Origin of the sequence: Pseudoalteromonas shioyasakiensis, assembly GCF_022398475.1 — a bacterium.
Taxonomy (GTDB): Bacteria; Pseudomonadota; Gammaproteobacteria; order Enterobacterales; family Alteromonadaceae; genus Pseudoalteromonas.
The window spans coordinates 22167-45040 of the sequence record NZ_JAKEVM010000020.1 but is presented as its reverse complement, the minus strand read 5'-3'; the positions used below and the strand labels follow the sequence as shown (position 1 = coordinate 45040).

Below are 22874 nucleotides of genomic sequence, written 5' to 3'. Positions count from 1 at the left end.
ATATTTATTGGATTAATCTTATTGTTTAATTTTACCTTTATTAGGTTTGAGAAAAAGAAAAGTGATAAAGGGTCAACTAAATAGGTCGCCTCTTATAATTCAATTCCATTAAATCTAAAGTGTTGTTTACAAAATTATCGTCATAACGTTTACCAAATTATTTATCATAAAATTTGGCAGGGTTATGACGGTTTTTCCCACGCTTTTATCGAACGATTTTTTAGTCAGGCCAAATTTCCACTATACGTTATCTCATACCCGGTCATAACATTTACCAAAAAATAAAGGGGTCTTGTCTTGCTTTTTGCTTCCTAGAAAGTCAAAAACAAGCGCAACTCTTAATAATCATTACTACCCTTTATCATAACTGCCAGCTCTTAAAATATTAAATAGCTGGCAGTCATCTCAAGCCTTGCAGTTATTGCTTTACCTGAACTTCGACTTCTTGCCCGGTTTGTAGTTGCTCGGCGCCGCGTACTGCCACTTTATCGCCTGCATTTAAAGTGATGTTAGAAGTCGGGGTGACTTCAACCAGTTTATCTTTGCCATTACCGACTTTTACGGGAATTTGCAGGGCTTTGTTGTCGTTGTCGATTTTGACGATATGGGTGCCTTTTTTGCGTAAAATCAGCGCATCGCGATTCACCAGTAGTACGTCCCCTTTGCTTTTTAGTGGCACGGCTACATCAACCAGTTGGCCAATTGCCCATGTTTGCTCGGCATCATTTGCTAGTAGGGCACGTACTTCTACGGTTTGTGAACGCGGATCGGTTGATGGGATCACCGCTGTTATGGTGGCTGTTGTCATATCAGGGGCTGATAAGTCGCCGGCTTGAATTGGTAACTCTATGCCTTTGTGTAAAAACTTTAAGTATTTAACAGGTACATACAAACGCACTTCTAAGTTATTAATATCGAGCAGAGTGACCAGTTCATCTGCGCGATTTATTTCGCGACCAGCGCGTTTAAAACGCTCGCTGATCACGCCATCAAATGGGGCGCGCACTGTTGCACGCGAAAGCTGATCGTCTATTACTTTTAATTCAACCTTAGCCAGTGCGATATCAGATAACGCAAGATCATGCTTATTTTGCATATCATCGACTTGGCTTGCTGCAGCACTGCTGGCTTTGGCGAGTTTTTGTAAACGAGCGAGTTCTTGTTGATATAAACGTAAGTTTATTTTGGCGCGATTGAGCATTTCTTGTTGGCGTGCTTTTTCAAGTTCAAGCGGTAAGGTATCCATACGAACTAGGGTGTCGCCACTTTTAACCAGAGTACCTGGCTCAACAACATATAATAAACGGCCGCTTACGCCTGCTGTTAGGGTTACATCATCTTTGCCATACAAAGTGCCGCTTACTTCAATTTCGCTTGTCAGCGGGGCTTGTGTGACGGTTTCTACTGTAACAGGTACGACTGCAAAGGCGTTAAATGCGATAAGGCTGAATAGCGCACAAAAGCGAGCGGTTAATTTACGAAAAGGTGTGTTCATTGTTTTAATACTCATTGATTCGATACCAAGCTTAAAGGCGTTTTTTCTGGTTGCTGTTTGTTATTAACGGGCGGCAGCTGTCTGCCAACTTGTAATAAACTTGGCATTAATATCAGGGTGAATAGGGCGCTAATGGCCATGCCGCCGACAATCACAGTGGCAAGGCCACGGTAAATTTCTGATCCTACCCCCGGCATTAGCATCAGTGGCAGCATGCCAAATAAGCTGGTTAAGGTACTTAAGTAAACGGGTCTTGCGCGCAGCAGAACTGCTTGGCGAACTGCGTCTTCTCGACTGAGTCCTGCGGCCATCGCAACGCGGCTTTGGTCAACCAATAAAATGGCATTATTTACCACCAGACCCAGCAAGATAATAAAGCCAATCATGGTTAGTAAGTCGAGCGATTGGAAGGTAAATAAGTTAAGTACAAATAAAGCCAGTACACCGCCTGCAATTGCCAATGGCATGACAAGTAAAACTAACGCGCTGTCTTTGGCTGACTTAAACAATGCGGTCATTAGCAAGAATAAAATAAACAGAGCCAAGATAAAGTTGATAGTCATTTCTTGCATGGCTGAATTCATCTTTTGTGCGTTACCCGCCAAAATCGCGCCAGAGCTGTCAGGCAAGCTTGCACGAACTTTTGGCATAACTTGCTCTGAGAGAATAGTTTGCGCTTGTTGCAAGCTCATGTCTGCTGGTGGCGTGACAACAATACTCACGGTACGGCGGCCATTAACACGTCTAAGTTGGGTTGGGCCTACGGTGCGCTCAATATTGGCAAGTTCGCCTAAAGTTTGAATACCTGATTGCGGGGTTACAATAGGCAGTGCTTTAAGCTCCTCTGGAGTTTGCCACGGTATACCGCGCAAAATCACGTTCATGCGTTCGTTGCCATCAAAGTATTCATTAACAAATAACCCACCTGTATAGGCTTGCACTGCTTGAGATACATCACGACGAGTTAGCCCTGCTTGGGTTATACGGCGGTCATTAGGTGTGAGCCTAAGTTCTGGCTCTGCCATATCGAGTCGTGGTTGTGGCCTTGCAGTGGCATTCGGCATTGCGTCGGTGACAGCTTGCAGCGCCACATTAGCACCGGCTATTAGCTCGTCCATATTCGGACCCGTTAAATCGATATTGATATTGCGACCATCACCGCCATTAGCAACTTGGATCATCGACCCTCTAAAGAAGAATACTTGGGTGTCGGGCAAATCAATGAAGATCTCTTCTCGGGCAACCTTCATTAATTCTTCAACACGTTGCGGATCGGCAGAATAAATAAAGCCGCCAGCGTTCGAACCAAAAGCATAAAAGTTAAAATCTTTAATTCCCGGCTCTTTTTCACCTGTGTAATAAGGCATTAAACGCTTTTTAATACGCATCAGCAGCTCTTCTTCCATAAACTGCACATTGCCGCCAGGCGGGGTATTTAAGTTAAAGAAAAAGCCATCGGTTGGTGCGCGCGGCATAAAATCAGTTTTCGGGAGCATGGTCATGGTCGCGACGAGTGAGCCACCCAATAACGACACTATCCATACTATTTGTTTAACGCGGGTATTGGTAAGCGCCATGATGAAGTTAGTTAGCTTCTGCCAATATTCACGATAAGGATCCGCTTTTAGCTCTTTGTCTGGCCAAAAATGGTTAGCCAACGGAATAAGTGTAATTGCGCAAATCATAGAGGCAATAACAGCAATAGATAAGGTGAGCGCCAAATCAGAGAATAACTGCCCCTCAATACCTGCCATAAATAAAATTGGCAAGAAGATAGCAACGCTAGTGGTGGTTGAAGCAAATAAAGCGCCAGTTACTTGAGCTGCGCCTTTTAGCGCGGCTTTTTTACTATCAAAGCCTTCACTTCTGAGCCTTGCGATGTTTTCTTGCACAATGATGGCGGCATCAAGTACTAAGCCAACCGCAAAGGCAAGACCCGCCAGTGAAATAACATTTAAACTGCGGTCAAAAATATTTAACGTTAAAAACGCGACTAATAAAGAAACAGGAATTGTCGCTGCAATGACAAACGTGGCCTTTAAGCCCCTAAAGAACAACCACAAGATTAAACACGACAGCAGAACACCTAGGCCTAAGTTACTTTTAACCAACGACAAAGCATTACGAATATGCACTGAGGCATCAAAACTTAATTCAATCGATAAGCCATTCTCAGCCAGCGGCCCTTCGTTTAGCTCTTTAATGGCAAGGTTAATTTCGTCGAGTAGGGCAACGGTATTGGCTTCGTTAGCGCGCGAAATACGAATGTAATACGCGGGTTTACCATTTCGACCACTCATCCCTAAACGGTCAGAAAAAGTGCGCTCTACACTTGCGATATCGCCAAGGTAAATGGGTCTATCGCCTGAATAACCAACGCGCATTTGTGCCATGCTTGATAAATCATATTGCCCAGTAAAACGTACGGTATATTGACGACGGCCAACATTGGCAAGGCCACCAGAGGTATCGCGTGAGCTGGCTAATACGTTACTGATTTGGTCAAGGCTGACACCAAGTGCAGCGGCTTTGTGAGGGTCAAAGGTAATACGTAATTCTTTTGGTCGCTCACTGGCTAAGTCAACGCGGGCAACACCAGGAATACGTGCCAAACGGGGCTCAACAAATTCATCGATTTGTTTTTGGAACTGCGCCATGTCTAAATCAAGGCTGTCGCTATTAAAATCTTTTGGGGTGACCAGTAACGTTGCTGCGGCTTCACCATTATTACCGCCAGCAAACACCACAGGATCAAATGCATCTAACGGCAGGGGCGGCGCTTGGTTAAGGCTTGTTAACACATCAAGCATGGCCTGTTGCATGTTTTGCCCAACAGCAAAAGTCAACGTGATCGAGCCATTGCCACGGTTAATGTAAGTATTAACCTCTAGAGCACCCGGAGTGTTTTTTACTGCGTTCTCGAGCGGCTCAATGATCACCGATTCAATCTCTTCAGGTGCAGCTTGGCGCCAGCCAGAGAAAATAGTGATCTGCGGTTGCTCAATATCTGGTGTGAGCTGAATTGGCAGCTTAAAAATACTCAACATGCCAAACAACATAATCAACACCAAGATGACAATAACACTCGCAGGGTTTTTCAGCGAACTACGTGTCAGATTCATTGTGTGTGTTCCAAAATCAGTTTGTGTGCATTGTAGTGCGATGTAAAAAAAGTGCCAGTGAGGTAAATGAAATGTGTTTCAGAAGTAACGCTGAATAGCCGTAATTAAGCGATAAAATGTGTATTTGAAATAAGATGTAACAATTTAGCTGAGGCGCTTTAAGTTTTAAGCATTAAGTAATAGCGCCTGAAACTAGTGAGCAGTATCTTTTCGGCTAAGGGAAGCCACATTTTGCTCAAACACACGTTTTACTTCTGCACTGTAGTGATTGTGGTCGTTAATGGTGATAAATGGGTTCGTAAAACTAACATCACAGAAAACCGTATAACACTGGATTTTAACTGCAACTCGATCTGGGGTTGCAAGGCCATCTAAGGTTGTTTGCAATGCTTCAAAAACATAATCTTTATTAACCTGCGATGTTAAAGCAACTTCAAGTTCTTTAACTTCTATGCGATGTGAATTCATATCAGTTACAAAAAATTCGTATAGGTAACTACGTGATACAAACAGCAAGATTGCCACAAGGTAGAATAACCCTGTGTAATAAAATAACTCCGTGTGGGTAAAACTCCGAAAAGACTTAAACATTTTCACTATTGATTTGTTTGTTTTTTATACTAAAACATATTTGCGGGTATATCTCAACAAACTAGCTAAAAATCATTGCATTACAGATAATAAAAAAGCGCGAAACTAGCTAGCATCGCGCTTCTTAACCTCTAAAACTTAAAGCTGACGGCTGACGGCTGACGGCTGACGGCTTAAAGCTCAGTCTTGTTATTCATCAATCGAGCGAAGTAGGGCATTAATACCTACTTTTTCGCGAGTTTGCTGATCTACTTTTTTCACGATGATGGCAGCATATAGGCTGTGTGAACCATCTTTTGACGGTAAAGAACCAGGAACAACAACTGCACCAGCTGGTACTCGGCCGTAATGGATTTCGCCAGTTTCACGGTCATAGATACGTGTGCTTTGGCTGATGTAAACACCCATCGAGATAACGGCGCCTTCTTCAACTACAACACCTTCAACAATTTCAGAACGTGCGCCAATAAAGCAGTTGTCTTCAATAATAGTTGGGTTAGCTTGTAGTGGCTCAAGCACACCACCAATGCCTACACCGCCCGATAAGTGAACGTTTTTACCAATTTGTGCACATGAGCCAACCGTTGCCCATGTATCAACCATGGTACCTTCATCAACGTAGGCGCCAATGTTGACATAAGATGGCATTAACACCACATTTTTACCTACAAAGCTGCCTTTACGTGCCACAGCATTAGGCACAACACGCATGCCGCCCTGTTGGAATTGCTCTGGAGTATAGTCGCTAAATTTAAGTGGTACTTTGTCGTAAAACTGATTAACACCATCGCTCATTGGTTGGTTATCACGAATACGGAAAGACAGTAGCACCGCTTTTTTTAACCATTGATGTACAACCCACTCACCACTGATTTTTTCAGCAACACGTGCAGCACCGCTATCAAGTAATTCAAGCGCGTCGATAATAGCTTGTTTTACTTCACTTGATACCGTGCTTGGGCTGATGCTATCGCGGTTGTCCCAGGCGTTTTCGATCATGGTTTTTAAATCTGACATAAGATCCTCTTATTCGGTTTCTGCGTTGAGTTTTTTACGCAATGCTTGATGAATTTTAGCCTGTTCTTCGTCTGTTAATGCTTGGTATTCGTTATTTGATACCACGAAGAAATCTTCTGCACGCTCACCAACTGTGGTGATCCGTGCGGCATGAATATGTAATAAGTGCGCTTGAAATACTTCCGCAATTTTTGTTAATAGACCCGGAATATCCACCGCTTGAATTTCAATTAAGCTGCGATCTTTACGGGCATGCGGTCTAAGCACAATTTTTGGTTTGATATTAAAGTCTTTGAAGCGCTGAGAGCGATTCTTTTTAAGGCGAATTTTCTTTTTCGGGTCGCTAATTGCAAGATCTAAAGCACGTTTAATGCCTTGCGAACGGTTACTCGCAATCGGGTCACCATTGACCTCTAAAATAACAAAGCTAAATAGCACGTAGCCATCTTTTGTGGTCAGTACCTGCGCATGTTGAATCTGTGCTTTTTTCGAACCAATCACACTAACTAAACGTGAGAATAAACTGCCCGAGTAAGGGCTATAAGCAAATACTTGTGTACCACCATGCATTGCGGTGTTAGACACGGCAACGCTAGGCTGGCTTAAATCGTCACAGCTTAGTAAGTGCTCTGTGTGCCACGAAATCTGTTGCTCGCTAAAAGCAGTAAAATAATTGGCTTTAAAGCGACTCCAAATTAAGTCGATTTGATCTTCGTTACAACCATGGTTCAGTAAGCGCTGTTTGGCTTGCTGTTTTTTATCACGTATTTGATCACGTTGGTCCATTGGGTTTTCAAGCCCTAAACGAAGCGCGCGCTGGGTGTGTAAATACAGCTCACGTAGTAGGGTATTTTTCCAATCGTTCCATAGGTTATCGTTAGTTGCGCGAATATCGGCCAAGGTTAAGCAGTACAAGTAATCAAGTTGACGCTCATTTTTCACCTTACTTGCAAAGTCTTTAATCACATCTGGGTCATTAATATCTTTGCGCTGCGCTGTAACCGACATAAGTAAGTGATTAGCCACTAACCACGAAATCAGCTTGCCATCTGAGGCTGGGAAGCGGTGTAGCTTAGCAAACGCGATTGCATCAACTGAGCCAAGCTCAGAGTGATCGCCACCACGGCCTTTAGCAATATCGTGGAAAATACCGGCTAAATAAAGTAACTCAGGCTTGTCCATGCGAGTGACAATTTCACTACATAACGGAAATTCGCTGACTTTTGATTTATCAAAGTACTTATAAATATTGTTGATGAGTTTATGGGTATGTTCATCCACGGTGTAGGCATGGAATAAATCAAACTGCATTTGCCCAAAAATATTACGCCACTGTGGTAAGTAGGCAGCAATAATGCCGTGCTTGTGCATCAGCGTAAATGCGCGGCCCATACCGTTAGGGTGTTTGATTAAACGCAAAAATGCTTCGCGACAGGCGGCGTAGTCTTGTAAATCACCCAATAAACGACGGCGAACTTGGCGCATTGTACGTATGGTACTTGGGTAAATATGGGTGATCTCTGGGTTATCAGCAATATGCTCGAACAACACAAATAGCTGATCACGGCGGAAGAACACCGATGGATTCTTAACACGAATTTGATGGCCAATACGCTCAAAGTTACGGTCAAGCTCAATCACAGGTAACTCACCGGCACCCGGTAAAATGCTTTGCTCAAAGTATGAAAGCAGCATTTGGTTAAGCTCACGTACGCGGCTCATGATCCTAAATAAGCGTTTCATCATGCGCTCGACCGAGGCTTTACCGTCACTACCAAAGCCAAGAATTTCAGCGGCGTTAGGCTGATGATCGAACAATAAGCGGTTTTCAGAGCGACCCGCAGCGATGTGCAGCGCAAAACGAATGTTCCATAGGTTTTCTAAACACTCAGACAGCTCTTGGTATTCTTCGTGAGTAAGATAGCCGTGATTTATGAGTTCTTGTAATGTTTCGGCTCTAAAGTGCTTTTTAGCAACCCAAATAATGGTCTGTAAGTCGCGCAGGCCACCCGGGTTTTCTTTGATATTCGGCTCAAGGTTATAAGCCGTACCATGGCATTTTTTATGGCGTAAACTTTGTTCTTGTACTTTTGCCAAAAAGAATTCGTCTGAGCGCCAAATAGGCGTATCTATTAAATGATTTTTTAATTTTTCGAATTCGATATGGTTACCGAAAATTAATCGGCTTTCGAGTAAGCTGGTGGCAAATGTCACATCTTCGCGTTTTTGTTCTAATGCTTGTTCTATAGTGCGAACGCTGTGACCAATTTCTAAATTTAGATCCCAAAGCATGGTAACGAACTGGCCAATTTTTTCGCACACGGCTTCACTTGGCTGCTCGCTTACTAGCAACATAAAGTCGATATCGGAATAGGGGTGTAGTTCGCCACGACCATAACCACCCACAGCAATCAGGGCAAGATCACTTTCGTGAGCAAGATCGTAATCGTGAAACAGTTTAATTAATAAGCGGTCGATAAACTCAGCGCGGGCATTAATTAAGTTGCTAACGGGTTGTTTTGAGAATTCGTTCTGTAGCCATTTATAAAAATAACTAGAACAGTCGCGATAATCGCTAAGTTGCTCAGCTTGGCTGAGCAACTTTTTTACTTTATTGGGTAATGCCACTGGGGCTGGCTCCTAGTGTTCGATGATCCTGTCAATAGTATCATCTGATCGGAGCGTTAAAATTTCAACACCATTTTCAGTCACTAACAGTGTATGTTCCCACTGTGCAGACAGTGAACGGTCTTTTGTTACGACAGTCCAGTTGTCTTTTAGTAGCTTACATTGGCGTTTACCAGCATTAACCATAGGCTCGATTGTTAAGCACATACCTGCTTTTAATACTTCGCCAGTACCTGCTTTACCATAGTGCATTACTTGTGGCTCTTCGTGGAACTCAGCACCAATGCCGTGACCACAATATTCACGAACGATTGAATAGCTAAAGCCCTCTGCGTATTTTTGAATTGCAGCACCAATATCACCTAAGCGTACGCCTGGTTTTACCATTTTAATCGCAAGGTAAAGGCTTTCTTGTGTGATATCAGCAAGACGCTTGCCTTGAATGTTAGGCGTACCAACGTGGAACATCTTCGATGTATCACCGTGATAGCCATCTTTGATCACAGTTACGTCGATATTTACGCTATCGCCTTCTTTAAGTGGTTTGTCATTTGGAATACCGTGACAAATTACATGGTTCACAGAGGTGCAAATTGATTTTGGGAAACCGTGATAATTAAGCGGTGCTGGAATAGCATCTTGAACATTAACAATATAATCATGACAAATTGTATTTAGTTCATCTGTGGTTACACCTGGCACCACATGCGGTTCTATCATTTCTAGTACCTCGGCGGCTAAGCGCCCGGCAACACGCATTTTTTCGATTTCTTCAGGGGTCTTGATCACAGCACTCATTGAGGCTCCAAAGTTGTTTTTCAGGTCAGTTTTTAGTGCACAAATTTTGCACTAGACGTTGAGTTTTCAATTTTAATATGGTATAAAGCGCGCCGTCTTTTTACAAATAAATTCTTAACTGATTTTTTGTATTTAAGGCAAACACAATTTTATTTTAACACACACACGTATCGTCACATACACTTGGGTGCACTTAAGTTACAATTTAACTACGGTGTTGGTGCTATGGGATATGTGGAGGCCTAACCCTAAATTATAGAGGATTATACAAATGGCAAACGTTTCAATGCGCGATATGCTTCAAGCTGGTGTTCACTTTGGTCACCAGGCACGTTACTGGAACCCTAAGATGAAGCCTTTCATCTTCGGCGCTCGTAACCGTGTTCATATCATCAACCTAGAGCAAACTGTACCAATGTTCAACGAAGCACTTAAGTTCTTATCGAACGCAGCTTCTAACAAAGGTAAAGTACTTTTCGTTGGTACTAAGCGCGCAGCAAGCGAAGCAGTTAAAGAAGCAGCGATCCAAAGCGAGCAGTTCTACGTAAACCACCGTTGGTTAGGTGGTATGTTGACTAACTGGAAAACAGTTCGTCAATCAATCAAGCGTCTTAAAGACCTTGAAGCGCAAAGCCAAGACGGTACTTTCGAGAAATTAACTAAGAAAGAAGCGTTAATGCTTACTCGTGAAATGGAAAAGCTTGAAAAGAGCCTTGGTGGTATCAAAGACATGGGCGGTCTTCCTGACGCGCTTTTCGTTATCGATGCAGACCACGAGCACATCGCTATCCGTGAAGCTAACAACCTAGGTATTCCAGTTGTTGCTATCGTTGATACTAACTCTAACCCAGACGGTGTTGATTACATCGTACCTGGTAACGACGATGCGATCCGTGCTATCCAACTTTACACAGGCGCTGTATCAGCTGCGATCACTGAAGGTCGTGAGAACAACATCGTTGCTCAAGCTGAGAAAGACGACTTCGTAGAAGCTGAGTAATTAGCTGTCATCAAGTCTTCATCTATTTAAGGTGAAGACTTGTTATTCTTGTTAAGCGGCCTATACCGCTTCCCTATAACAGAATTCAATTGAGGATATTCTAATGGCTGTAACTGCTGCCCTAGTTAAAGAATTACGCGAGCGTACTGGCGCTGGCATGATGGATTGTAAAAAAGCGTTAACTGAAACTAACGGTGACATCGAGTTAGCGATCGAAAACATGCGTAAGAGCGGTGCTGCAAAGGCTGCTAAAAAAGCAGGTAACATCGCTGCTGAAGGTACAATCTTAATCAAAGAAGGTAACGGTTTCGCTGCACTTCTTGAAGTTAACTGTCAAACTGACTTCGTTGCTAAAGACGCTAACTTCCTTGGTTTCGCTAACCAAGTTCTTGACGCTGCTGCAGAAACTAAAGCAGACATCGAAGCACTTAAAGCACAATTCGAAGAAACTCGTGTTGCTCTAGTTGCTAAAATCGGTGAAAACATCAACGTTCGTCGCGTTGAGTACATCGACGGTGACAAGCTTTCTTCTTACCGCCACGGCGACCGTATCGGTGTTGTTGTAGTTGGTGAAGCTGACGAAGAAACACTTAAGCAAGTTGCTATGCACGTAGCTGCGTCTAAGCCTGAGTTCGTAAACCCAGAAGACGTACCAGCTGACGTTGTTGAAAAAGAAAAAGCAGTTCAAATCGATATCGCGATGAACGAAGGCAAGCCTGCTGAAATCGCTGAGAAAATGGTTATCGGTCGTATGAAGAAATTCACTGGTGAGATCTCTCTTACTGGTCAAGCTTTCATCATGGAACCTAAAAAATCAGTTGGCGAAATTCTTAAAGAGAAAGGCGCAACTGTTTCTAACTTCATCCGTTTAGAAGTTGGTGAAGGTATCGAGCGTAAAGAAGAAGACTTCGCTGCTGAAGTAGCTGCTCAAATCGCTGCTGCAAAAGGCGAGTAATTTTCTAACTTAGTGACGTAGGGCAATAAGATGAAATTAATCTGCTATTAGCTTTTGCGTCACTGATGAAAATTCTTTAAAATAACCGCGTTTTATGTGTAACCATAGCGCGGTTATTTTTTATCTCATTACTAAGGCTGGCCCAAATATTATGACTATCAATCGTAAACCTATTTTTAGACGTGTTCTTCTTAAACTTAGCGGTGAAGCATTAATGGGAGACGAAGGCTTCGGCATCGACCCAAAAGTACTTGACCGTATGGCTCAAGAAATTAAAGAACTTGTAGAGCTCGACGTAGAAGTAGGTTTAGTTATCGGTGGCGGTAACTTCTTGCGTGGTGGTTCATTAGCAGAAGCGGGTATGAACCGCGTAGTTGGCGACCACATGGGTATGCTTGCGACTGTAATGAATGGTTTAGCAATGCGTGATGCACTGCACCGTGCATTTGTAAATTGTCGTTTAATGTCTGCTATCCCACTTAACGGTGTGTGTGATGCTTACAACTGGGCAGAAGCTATCAGCCTATTAAAATCTGGCCGCGTTGTAATTTTCTCAGCGGGTACAGGTAACCCATTCTTCACGACTGACTCAGCAGCGTGTTTACGTGGTATTGAAATTGAAGCAGATACTGTAATCAAAGCGACTAAAGTGGATGGTGTTTACTCTGATGACCCAGTGAAAAACCCAGACGCTACACTATATCGCCACTTAAGCTACAATGAAATCATTGATAAAGAGCTTAAGGTTATGGATTTAGCTGCATTTACGCTGGCGCGTGACCACAACATGCCATTAAGCGTATTTAACATGAATAAATCAGGCGCGCTTAAGCGTGTTATTATGGGCGAAGATGAAGGAACGCTTATCTCTTCACAAGCCTCAGATGAAACTAGCAAATAGATTAGGATTGAACCGTGATTAACGATATCAAAAAAGATGCGTCAGAACGTATGCAAAAAAGTGTTGCGGCACTAGGCAGTCAATTATCTAAAATTCGCACAGGCCGTGCGCACCCTGCATTACTTGACGGTATTCAAGTGTCTTACTACGGTGCAGACACACCATTAAACCAAGTTGCTAACGTAACAATTGAAGACTCACGTACACTTGCAATTAGCGTGTTCGATAAGTCACTAGCTCAAGCAGTAGAAAAAGCGATTATGGCTTCAGATTTAGGTTTAAACCCAATGTCTGCAGGCACTGTTATTCGTGTTCCACTTCCTCCACTAACAGAAGAGCGTCGTAAAGACCTGATTAAAATCGTACGTGGTGAAGTTGAAAGCGGCCGTGTTGCTGTACGTAACATCCGTCGTGACGCAAATGGCGACATTAAGAGCTTATTGAAAGAAAAAGACATTTCTGAAGATGAAGCACGTCAAGCAGAAGACGAGATCCAAAAGCTTACTGATAAGTTCATCAAAGAGATGGACGCACAACTAGCTGCAAAAGAAGCTGAGTTAATGGAAATCTAATCGCTGCTGTTTATCTTTCAGACATTGATTCTGCAAGTAAACAGGCGCAACTAAATTTATTAGTTTTGAAACGCCGTCTAGGGTATACTAGACGGCGTTTTTTTATGGAATACTCGATATTTATGGTTCTTAACGCTGATAAAATTTCCCAGCAAAGTTTGCCTAAGCATGTCGCTATAATCATGGATGGCAACGGACGTTGGGCACAAGCGAAAAATCGCCCACGTGTTTATGGGCACAAAAAGGGCGTTGATGCGGTTCGTCAATCAGTGCAATTTTGTACTCGCTTAGGTATACAGTCGTTAACACTATTCGCATTTAGTAGCGAAAATTGGCGACGTCCAGAAGACGAAGTAAATACGCTCATGGAGCTATTTTTATTTGTACTGGGCAAAGAAGTTAAAAAACTTCATAAAAATAATGTAAAGCTAAACATAATTGGTGATTTATCACGCTTTTCAGAAGGTTTGCGCAATAAAGTTGATGCAGCCCATGAATTAACTCGTAATAATACGGGTCTACAGTTAAACGTGGCAGCTAATTATGGTGGACGTTGGGATATTACTAACGCCGCAACAACGCTTGCGAAAAAAGTCGCAGCCGGTGAAATGGCCGCAGAAGATATTACTGAAGAGCTAATGGCTGAACAAATGAGTATGGCCGACCAAGGTGAGCTTGATTTAATGATCCGCACCGGTGGAGATTTACGCATCAGTAACTTCCTTTTATGGCAAGCGGCTTATGCTGAGCTTTACTTTACCGATACGCTTTGGCCAGACTTCAATGAAGCTGCATTTGCTGACGCTATCGCATGTTACGTTGCCAGAGAGCGACGATTTGGTTGTACAGGCGAACAAATAAAACAATTACTCGCCGAGACCTAATTACTAGTTGAAGGTACACACATTGCTAAAACAACGAATTTTAACCTCGCTCGTGTTGGCACCACTTGCACTTATTTTGGTTTTTTATACCCCATTAACACTATTTAGTTATATCGCCGCCGGTATTGTTTTACTCGGTGCATGGGAGTGGTCTGCATTTATGGGCCTATGCGATAAAGTTAAACGTTTTGGATTTGTTGCAGCAACGGCTGCATTTTTGGCATTACTGAACTGGCATTGGCCCATTGAATCACTTTGGCAAAATGGTCAATTAGTGGGTGATGCAAACTACCTATTTACCTTGTCATTTGCATGGTGGATTGTGGCAACTTATTTAGTTTGGCGCTACCCAGCTATGGCAAAGGCTTGGAATGAAGGCATTGTAATGCGTGCGATTGCAGGCTTTTTAACGCTAGTGCCACTTTGGCTTGCACTAAATACACTACGTAGCGCAGGTTATGGCGAATCTACTCACTTTGGTTCAATGTTAATTTTAGTTGTACTTGGTATTGTGTGGAGCGCAGATATTGGTGCTTACTTTACTGGTAAGAACTTAGGTAAACGTAAACTAATGCCAAAGGTAAGTCCCAATAAAACAATTGAAGGTTTATTAGGTGGTGTAGTGGCTTCGGTTGTTTTTGTTTTAGCCTTTTGCCATTTCACTAATGTTGATATGAGTGTTTGGCCAATCTATGCCGTGATGACGGCATTTATCGCGTTATTCTCAGCGGTAGGCGATTTACTCGAAAGTATGTTTAAACGTGAAGTTGGCTTGAAAGACAGCGGTTCATGTTTACCAGGTCATGGCGGTATTTTAGATCGTATCGATAGCTTAACCGCAGCTGCGCCAATCTTTGTACTTTGCTACGCATGGACACTGAGTTTATGAGCAAAGTAGAGCAACTTGTCGTACTGGGCGCAACTGGTTCAATCGGTTTAAGCACCTTAGATGTTGTTTCTAGAAACCCAGAGCGCTTTGCGGTTTTTGCTTTAGCGGCGGGTAAAAATGCCGAGCAAATGGCTGAACTGTGTGTCGCACATCAGCCTAAGTTTGCTGTAATGGCTGATCAACAAGCCGCTAGTGCGCTATCAAATTTACTTGCAAATAGCTCGTGTAACACACAGGTGCTAGCAGGTGTTGATGCGATGTGTGAGCTTGCTGCACATACCGATGTTGATGCAGTGATGTCGGCGATAGTAGGTGCAGCGGGTCTGTTACCGACTCTAAGTGCAGTTGAAGCAGGCAAAAAAGTGTTGCTAGCGAATAAAGAGTCGCTAGTTATGTCGGGTCAGTTGTTTATTGATAAAGTAAAACAACATGGCGCCACTTTACTGCCTATCGATAGCGAACATAATGCGATTTTCCAATGTATGCCAGCATCATTACAAAATGCATCTGGCCTACTTGCCGACAATGGCGTGAGTAAAATCTTGCTTACAGGTTCTGGTGGTCCTTTCTTAAAACGTGATTTATCGACACTACCATCAGTGACTGTTGCAGAAGCAGTGGCACATCCAAACTGGTCAATGGGACAAAAGATTTCTGTCGACTCAGCGACTATGATGAATAAAGGCCTAGAGTTTATAGAAGCCAAGTGGCTGTTTAACTGCTGTGCCAGTGATATTGAAGTGGTGATCCACCCACAAAGTATTATTCACTCTATGGTGCAATATCAAGATGGCTCAGTGCTTGCGCAAATGGGCAATCCAGATATGCGCACACCAATTGCTCATGCTTTAGCTTTTCCTGAGCGTGTCGATGCGGGTGTAAAACCGCTCGATTTTTCACAAATGGCAGATTTTACTTTCACTAAACCAGATTATGCTCGTTACCCTAATTTAAAACTTGCCATTGATGCGTGTGAAATGGGGCAAGGTGCAACCACCACAGTAAATGCGGCGAATGAAATAGCGGTTGCAGCATTTCTAAATGGTCAAATCGGCTTTACAGATATTTATCGAGTTAACGCTGAAACGCTTAATGCAACACAAAATATCAACGTGCAGACCCTCGATGAGATTTTAGCTTGCGACCAAGCTGCACGTGTAAAAGCGACTGAGTTTTTAAAAAGAGGCATCAACTAGCATGTTTGATTTTTTCTGGAATCTTGGCTCATTTATTCTTGCTCTGGGTATTTTAGTGACTGTGCATGAATATGGTCATTTCTGGGTTGCGCGAAAAGCCGGCGTGAAAGTGCTGCGTTTTTCAATTGGCTTTGGTAAGCCGTTGATCAAGTGGTACGACAAACAGCAAACCGAATATGTGATTGCAGCAATCCCACTAGGTGGTTATGTCAAAATGCTTGATGAGCGTGTTGACGAAGTCCCGCCAGAGCAGCGACATTTATCATTTAATGCTAAATCAGTAAAAGCACGTATTGCGATTGTGGCTGCTGGCCCGATGGCAAACTTTTTATTCGCTATTTTTGCCCTTGCTGTAATGTATATGGTCGGCGTTCAGTCATTAAAACCTGTGGTGGGTGAGGTGTCTCAAGGCAGCCGTGCCGCAGCTGCTAATATTCAGCCAAATCAGCAAATTATTAAAATTGGTGAAGACGATATCAATACTTGGCAAGATGCAACATTCTCGCTAATGAGCCGCTTAGGTGAGCAAAGTGTTGTGGTAACGCTTCGTGATCAGAATTATCAAAAGCATGTGCGTACTCTTAACTTAGATGGTTGGAAATTAGATCAACAAGACGTACCACCATTAACCTCGATTGGCATTGTGCCGTTTCGTCCTAAAGCACTTTTAGAAGTGGCAATGATCAGTAAAGGCTCGGCGGCAGAAGCTGCAGGCTTACAGATTAAAGACAAAATTCTTGCTGTAAATGGTGAAAATATCAGCAGTTGGACCCAGTTAGTTTCACTAATTCAGCAATCACCTAACAAATCCTTACAATTTAGTGTACAAAGGCAAGATAGTATAAAAGAGCTGTCAGTGACGCCACAAAGCAGAACCAATGATGCGGGCGTTGCTCAGGGCTTTTTAGGTGTGTCTCCAGTGGTTGAGCCATGGCCAGAAAACTATATTGAAACTAGACATTATGGCCCTGTCGATAGTATTGTGCTGGGCATACAAGAAACATGGCGTTTAATTACCCTTAGTTTTGACATGATTGGTAATTTAATTACCGGTCAGGTGTCGGTTAAAAATTTAAGTGGCCCGGTGGGCATTGCAGTTGGCGCGGGAACTAGCGTAAGCTATGGCTTGGTTGCATTTTTAAGCTTTTTAGCATTAATTAGTGTAAACCTTGGCGTATTTAACTTATTACCGCTGCCAGTGCTAGATGGTGGGCACTTAATGTATTACATAATTGAACTTTTTCGCAAAAAGCCGGTCTCTGAAAAGACGCAAGAATTTGGTTTTAAAGTGGGGGCCTTGCTGCTTCTGTTTTTAACATGTTTCGCTTTGTTCAATGATGTATCGCGTTTATAACAAGTAAGCGAAAAATTCCAATTTGAACACGATTGTAAAACACCGCAAAAGTTAAATTTATAAGGTGTTGAGCGGTAATACAGTTGTAAAGGATAAAGATAACAAAATGGCTATAAAAAAACATTTGGCAGTTTCAAGTTTATTAGGTGCTAGCTTTGCAGCCCTAGGCCAAAACTCCTTTATTGTAGATGATTTAAAAGTTGAAGGTTTACAGCGTGTTGCACTGGGTGCAGCGTTAACGCATATTCCGATCAACGTGGGCGATAATATTGATGAGTACACAATTTCTAGAACCATAAAGGCTCTCTATCGTTCAGGTCACTTTGACAATATTAAAGCATTACGTGATGGCAACAGTGTTATCTTCCGAGTGACTGAGCGCCCAACGATCAGCATGATCGAATTTGATGGCAATAAAGACATCAAAGATGAGCAACTTAATGAGTCGCTAGACCAGCAAGATATCCGTACTGGTGAGCCGCTTGATAAAACAGTCCTTGATAACATTGAAAAAGGCTTAGTTGAATTCTTCCACAGTATTGGTAAATACAATGCAAAAGTGGATGTAAGCATTACTAAGTTACCGCGTAACCGTGTAAAACTTTTATTCACATTTGATGAAGGTGACGCAGCGTCAATTCGTCAAATCAACTTGGTTGGTAACGAGCTTTTCTCAGATGAAGAGCTTCTTAAGTTAGCCGAGTCTCAACAAGATTTGCCTTGGTGGCAGTTCATGTCGAGCGACCGTTATCAAAAGCAAACTATCGAAGGCGATTTAGAGAAAATCCGCAGTTACTACCTAGACCGTGGTTACCTACGTTTTAATATCGATTCGACACAAGTATCAGTTAGCCCTGAGCGTGATTCTGTTTATGTAACAGCAAATATCACCGAAGGTGTTAAATACAAAGTTAAAGGCTTTGACTTTATTGGTGACTTGTTAGGCCGTGAAGAGCTTATTAAGAGTGTTATCCCGCTAAAAACTGGCGAGCTTTATAACGGCTCTGTGGTGACATCATCAGAAGAGTTTATCAAAAGCTACTTAGCACGTTTTGGTTATGCCAATGCTGAAGTACGTACCATCCCTGAGATTGATGACGAAAACAAAGAAGTTCAATTAACGCTTTCTGTTAATCCGGGCAAACGTGTTTATGTTCGTCGTATCATTGTGGGCGGTAACCAAAATACTTCTGATGAAGTGGTTCGTCGTGAAATGACACAGCTTGAAGGTGCATGGTTATCAAACCAAAGCCTTGAGCGCTCTAAACTGCAAATCCAGCGTTTACCTTACATGGAAAGCGTTGATTTTAATGTTGTACCAGTACCAGGTGTAGATGACCAAGTTGATGTAGATTTTACTGTGAAAGAACAATCTGCAGGTAGCTTTAACGCAGGCCTTGCTTATGGTTCTTACTTGGGTCTGCAATTTAACATTGGTGTGAGTGAATCAAACTTCTTAGGTACCGGTAACCAAATTGGTTTCAACATCAATACTTCACGTGGTTCCGAGCGTATTAGTGTGTCATACACTGACCCTTACTTTACGCCAGACGGTGTATCGCAAGGTAGTAGTATCTTCTACAGTAACTATGATGCAAGTAAATTCAGCCTAATCGACTATAAATCGAAGAGTTATGGTATTGGTACAAACATTGGTTTCCCAATCGATGCTGTAAACCGTATTAACTTTGGTGTTCGTTGGGTGCAAGAAGAGCTGTCTGATATTGCAGAATACGAGCAAACACGTGTTATTCGTGAAACATTCTTAGACCCTGAAAATCCAGACGCAGGCTTTGACTTTACTAAGTACGAGTTAAGTGCAGGTTGGTCACGTGTAACTGTTAACCGTGGTTTATTCCCAACAGCAGGTTCGCGCCAATCTCTTAACTTAACTGCGACAACGCCAAACTCTGATTTACAGTACTTTAAGCTAAATTATGACTCGCGTTTCTACTGGCCAATCAGTAATGACCACCGCTGGGTGTTCTCAACGCGTGCGGCACTTGGTTACGGTAATGGTTACGGTACAACCAATGGTTATGACCAAACACTGCCGTTCCAAGAGTTCTTCAGAATTACTGAAATGGAACTACGTGGCTTTGACCGTAATACGATCTTACCACGTGCTGTATCACGTTTTCCGCAAAGCATTCCTGGTACACCGTTACCTGATGGTACGACAACAGGTAGCATTGGTGGTGCATCAGAATTTGACCAATTACAAACAGCAGGCCGAATTGGTGGTAATGCCAAAGCGGTAGCAGGGATGGAGCTTATTGTTCCAACACCTTTCTTAGATGAAGAAAACACCAGCTCTGTACGTACTAGCTTCTTCGTAGATGCTGCAAATGTATGGGATACAGAGTTTAATATTGACCGTTATCAAAACCTTTCAACAGATGAACGTGCAAAATTGGATGATTACTCAGATCCAATGCGCTTTAGGGTTTCAACCGGTCTTTCTCTACAATGGATCTCTCCTATGGGTCCAATGCTGATCAGTTTTGCGTATCCATTGCAAAAAGAAGAAGATGACGATACGAAGACCATCAGCTTTAACATTAGTAATACATTCTAAAGGAGTTTTTTCGTGAATAAATCAATTAAATCAACAGCTTTTGCACTACTTGCTACTTTATCTATGGGTCTATCTACTAACGCATTCGCGCACAAAGTAGGTATCGTTGATATGCAAGAAATCTACAAGCAAATCCCACAAATGGCGAAAGTAGAGCAAACTTTAGAAGCTGAATTCTCAGAGCGTCGTCAAGAACTAGAAAAACTTCAAGGTGATATCCGTTTTGAAGCTGAAAAGTTCAAGCGTGAAGCAACAACGATGAGCGACAAGCAAAAAGAAGAATTACGTACTAAGATCCAAGGTATGCAGCAGCAACTTGCTGAAAAAGGTCGTCCTTTAGAGCAAGAAATCAAAATGCGTCAAAACCAAGAACTAGCTAAAGTTCAAAAGTTAATCTTAGATGCAATCGAAGAAGTAGCGAAAGCTGGCAAATTCGATGAAGTTAAAGTTAAAGAAACAACGATTTATGTTAACCCTAAAACTGTCGATGACTTATCAAGCAAAGTTGTTGAAAAAGTAAGTAAGCAATAGAAATCATATATGCAAAACTACACGCTTTCGCAGATAGCGGATCTTCTGGGCGCTGACCTTCAAGGTGACGGCGCCACAGAGATTAAAAAAATATCTACACTTGCAAATGCCCAACATGGGCATATTGCATTTTTAGCGAACAAGAAATATCGCTCGCAATTAGAAGATACTCAAGCAAGTGCGGTGATTTTATCACCAGCAGATGCTGAGTACTTTTCGGGTAATAAGCTCATTGTTGCTAATCCTTATGTTTGTTACGCCAAACTTGCTCAGCTAATGGATACCACACCGCGCCCAGCAGTGACCGGTATTCACCCAAGTGCAGTCATTCACGATTCAGCCTCTATTGGCGATAATGTCGCGATCGCCGCCAATGTGGTGATCGAAGCGGGTGCTGTAATTGCAAACGATGTGCAGATTGGCCCAGGCTGTTTTATTGGTGAGCACGCAAAAATTGGCCAAGGCACTAAGCTTTGGGCAAATGTAAGCGTTTACCATGAAGTAGAGATTGGCAGCGACTGTTTATTCCAAGCGAATACGGTAGTGGGCAGTGATGGTTTTGGTTACGCTAACGAGCGTGGCGAATGGGTGAAAATACCGCAACTTGGCCGAGTAATCATCGGTGATAAGGTTGAGGTAGGCGCGTCTACTACGATTGACCGTGGTGCGCTAGACGATACTATCATCCATAGTAATGTAATTATCGATAATCAATGTCAAATAGCGCATAATGTCGAGATCGGTTCGGGTACAGCGGTTGCTGGTTGTACGGTATTTGCCGGCAGCACAGTGATCGGTAGGAATTGTCAGATTGGCGGTATGGTTGCAATTAATGGTCACATTAGCGTATGCGATGGTGCTATAATCACCGGCATGAGTATGGTGACTAAGGCAATCACAGAACCTGGAATTTATTCTTCAGGCTTGCCACATCTAACCAACAAAGAATGGCGACGTAGTATTGCCCATATCCGTAACCTTGGCGATATGAAAGACCGCATTAAAGCACTTGAGTCACTGACTAAGTCACTCAATATTGAAGACAAATAAGGATGCTATTTTGGCAAATGAATTAAATAGTCTTGATATCCAGGATATCTTGAGTTTACTTCCGCATCGTTACCCGATGCTACTTGTTGACCGTGTACTTGATTACACGCCAGGCGAGTCGTTACATGCTATTAAAAATGTAACAGTGAACGAACCTATTTTTACGGGTCATTTTCCTAATCAACCTATCTTTCCAGGTGTGTTGATTTTAGAAGCAATGGCTCAAGCAACTGGCTTACTTGGTTTTAAGACAGTTGAAAATCGTAGCGATAACGAACTATATTTATTCGCAGCGATCGACAATGCGCGATTCAAACAGCCGGTATTACCTGGCGATACTATGCATTTGCATGTAGAGTTTGTAAAAGAGCGCCGCAATATATGGAAATTTGCAGCAGAAGCAAAAGTTGACGGCAAAGTAGTGTGTACTGCCGAAATCATGTGTGCGAGAAGAGAGTTTTAATAGTGATCCATCCTACGGCGATAATCGAACCAGGTGCAAAACTTGGAAATAACGTATCAGTTGGCCCTTACAGCTATATCGGTAACGATGTAACTATTGGTGATAACTGTATCATCGAATCTCATGTGGTTGTAAAAGGCCCATCGACGATTGGTTCTGGTAACCATATTTTCCAATTTGCTTCGGTCGGTGAAGCTTGCCAAGACAAAAAGTATGCGAATGAGCCAACGACTTTGATCATTGGTGACAACAACGTGATCCGTGAGTGTGCGACAATTCACCGTGGTACGATTCAAGACCAAGGTGTAACAAAAATTGGTAGCAACAACTTATTTATGGCTTACACACACGTTGCACATGATGCAGTTGTGGGCGATAACGTTATTTTTGCTAACAATGCCTCTGTTGCTGGCCACGTACACGTAGGTGACTGGGTGATCCTTGCAGGTAATTCAGGTGTTCACCAGTTCTGTAAAATTGGTTCACATGCCTTTGTAGGTATGTACTCAGGCGTTAATAAAGATGTACCGCCATTTGTAACTACTATTGGTACACCGGCAGGCCCTGTAGCAATCAATACTGAAGGCATGAAACGCCGTGGCTTTGAAAGCGATGAAATCATGGCAACACGCCGAGCATATAAAACGCTTTATCGTAAGAGCTTAGGTGTTGAAGAAGCAATCGCTGAGCTAAGTGAAGATGCTGCGAAGTACCCAGCTGTTCAGCTGATGATAGACTTCGTGAAAAGCTCTGAGCGCGGAATTATTCGCTAATCATAAGCGAACTTCTATAAAAGCCACCGTAAGGTGGCTTTTTTGTTTTTATACTCATTCGCTTAATTAGGTAACTT

The 22874-nt window shown here is 42.7% G+C and carries 19 protein-coding genes; 13 read left to right on the top strand and 6 right to left on the bottom strand.

Annotated features, from left to right (window positions below; translation table 11 throughout):
• Positions 1–418: 418 nt before the first annotated feature.
• The 6 genes from L1D51_RS06080 to map all read right to left on the bottom strand — a co-directional run bounded on the left by L1D51_RS06080 (position 419) and on the right by map (position 9675).
• The gene (locus tag L1D51_RS06080) at positions 419–1495 is read right to left on the bottom strand and encodes an efflux RND transporter periplasmic adaptor subunit (protein ID WP_239963201.1); all 1077 of its coding nucleotides are present in this window, start codon (positions 1493–1495) and stop codon (positions 419–421) included.
• Between the two features lie 11 nt (positions 1496–1506).
• Positions 1507–4617 carry an efflux RND transporter permease subunit gene (locus L1D51_RS06075; protein WP_239963200.1) on the bottom strand — a complete coding sequence of 1037 codons (3111 nt, stop codon included), beginning with the start codon at positions 4615–4617 and terminating at the stop codon, positions 1507–1509.
• A gap of 192 nt (positions 4618–4809) precedes the next feature.
• The gene (locus tag L1D51_RS06070) at positions 4810–5085 is read right to left on the bottom strand and encodes a hypothetical protein (RefSeq protein ID WP_239963199.1); all 276 of its coding nucleotides are present in this window, start codon (positions 5083–5085) and stop codon (positions 4810–4812) included.
• Between the two features lie 312 nt (positions 5086–5397).
• Positions 5398–6225: a 2,3,4,5-tetrahydropyridine-2,6-dicarboxylate N-succinyltransferase gene (gene dapD / locus L1D51_RS06065; protein WP_054553126.1), complete on the bottom strand. Its 828-nt coding sequence runs from the start codon at positions 6223–6225 to the stop codon at positions 5398–5400.
• A gap of 9 nt (positions 6226–6234) precedes the next feature.
• Positions 6235–8853, bottom strand: a complete 2619-nt coding sequence (gene glnD / locus L1D51_RS06060) for a [protein-PII] uridylyltransferase (RefSeq protein WP_054553125.1) — start codon at positions 8851–8853, stop codon at positions 6235–6237.
• A gap of 12 nt (positions 8854–8865) precedes the next feature.
• On the bottom strand, positions 8866–9675 hold the full coding sequence (gene map, locus L1D51_RS06055) for a type I methionyl aminopeptidase (RefSeq protein ID WP_228482666.1): 810 nt from the start codon (positions 9673–9675) through the stop codon (positions 8866–8868).
• Positions 9676–9922: 247 nt separating this feature from the next.
• Here map and rpsB point away from each other — a divergent pair, with 247 nt between their 5' ends.
• The 13 genes from rpsB to lpxA all read left to right on the top strand — a co-directional run bounded on the left by rpsB (position 9923) and on the right by lpxA (position 22797).
• Positions 9923–10651: a 30S ribosomal protein S2 gene (rpsB, locus tag L1D51_RS06050; RefSeq protein WP_054562046.1), complete on the top strand. Its 729-nt coding sequence runs from the start codon at positions 9923–9925 to the stop codon at positions 10649–10651.
• Between the two features lie 103 nt (positions 10652–10754).
• Positions 10755–11606, top strand: coding sequence for a translation elongation factor Ts (gene tsf / locus L1D51_RS06045; RefSeq protein ID WP_054562045.1), 852 nt, complete (start codon positions 10755–10757; stop codon positions 11604–11606).
• Positions 11607–11757: 151 nt separating this feature from the next.
• The gene (gene pyrH, locus L1D51_RS06040) at positions 11758–12507 is read left to right on the top strand and encodes a UMP kinase (RefSeq protein WP_054553317.1); all 750 of its coding nucleotides are present in this window, start codon (positions 11758–11760) and stop codon (positions 12505–12507) included.
• 14 nt (positions 12508–12521) lie between these two features.
• Positions 12522–13079, top strand: coding sequence for a ribosome recycling factor (gene frr / locus L1D51_RS06035; RefSeq protein WP_054553121.1), 558 nt, complete (start codon positions 12522–12524; stop codon positions 13077–13079).
• Between the two features lie 104 nt (positions 13080–13183).
• Complete coding sequence (gene uppS, locus L1D51_RS06030) at positions 13184–13963, top strand: undecaprenyl pyrophosphate synthase (RefSeq protein WP_054553120.1); 780 nt, start codon at positions 13184–13186, stop codon at positions 13961–13963.
• Positions 13964–13985: 22 nt separating this feature from the next.
• The gene (locus L1D51_RS06025) at positions 13986–14852 is read left to right on the top strand and encodes a phosphatidate cytidylyltransferase (RefSeq protein ID WP_054553119.1); all 867 of its coding nucleotides are present in this window, start codon (positions 13986–13988) and stop codon (positions 14850–14852) included.
• Positions 14849–16048, top strand: coding sequence for a 1-deoxy-D-xylulose-5-phosphate reductoisomerase (gene ispC / locus L1D51_RS06020; protein WP_055021936.1), 1200 nt, complete (start codon positions 14849–14851; stop codon positions 16046–16048). Before L1D51_RS06025 ends, ispC begins: the two co-directional genes overlap by 4 nt.
• A 1-nt stretch (position 16049) precedes the next feature.
• On the top strand, positions 16050–17402 hold the full coding sequence (rseP, locus tag L1D51_RS06015; RefSeq protein WP_054562043.1) for a sigma E protease regulator RseP: 1353 nt from the start codon (positions 16050–16052) through the stop codon (positions 17400–17402).
• A gap of 106 nt (positions 17403–17508) precedes the next feature.
• Positions 17509–19980 (top strand): outer membrane protein assembly factor BamA, encoded by a 2472-nt coding sequence (gene bamA, locus L1D51_RS06010; RefSeq protein WP_054562042.1) that lies wholly within the window; start codon positions 17509–17511, stop codon positions 19978–19980.
• Positions 19981–19992: 12 nt separating this feature from the next.
• The gene (locus L1D51_RS06005) at positions 19993–20511 is read left to right on the top strand and encodes an OmpH/Skp family outer membrane protein (RefSeq protein ID WP_054553115.1); all 519 of its coding nucleotides are present in this window, start codon (positions 19993–19995) and stop codon (positions 20509–20511) included.
• Positions 20512–20520: 9 nt separating this feature from the next.
• Positions 20521–21561 (top strand): UDP-3-O-(3-hydroxymyristoyl)glucosamine N-acyltransferase, encoded by a 1041-nt coding sequence (gene lpxD / locus L1D51_RS06000; RefSeq protein ID WP_239963198.1) that lies wholly within the window; start codon positions 20521–20523, stop codon positions 21559–21561.
• Between the two features lie 10 nt (positions 21562–21571).
• Entirely contained in the window at positions 21572–22024 is a 453-nt protein-coding gene (gene fabZ, locus L1D51_RS05995) for a 3-hydroxyacyl-ACP dehydratase FabZ (protein ID WP_054562040.1), read from the top strand.
• Between the two features lie 2 nt (positions 22025–22026).
• Complete coding sequence (gene lpxA, locus L1D51_RS05990; RefSeq protein WP_054553112.1) at positions 22027–22797, top strand: acyl-ACP--UDP-N-acetylglucosamine O-acyltransferase; 771 nt, start codon at positions 22027–22029, stop codon at positions 22795–22797.
• The last annotated feature ends 77 nt before the right edge of the window (positions 22798–22874 follow it).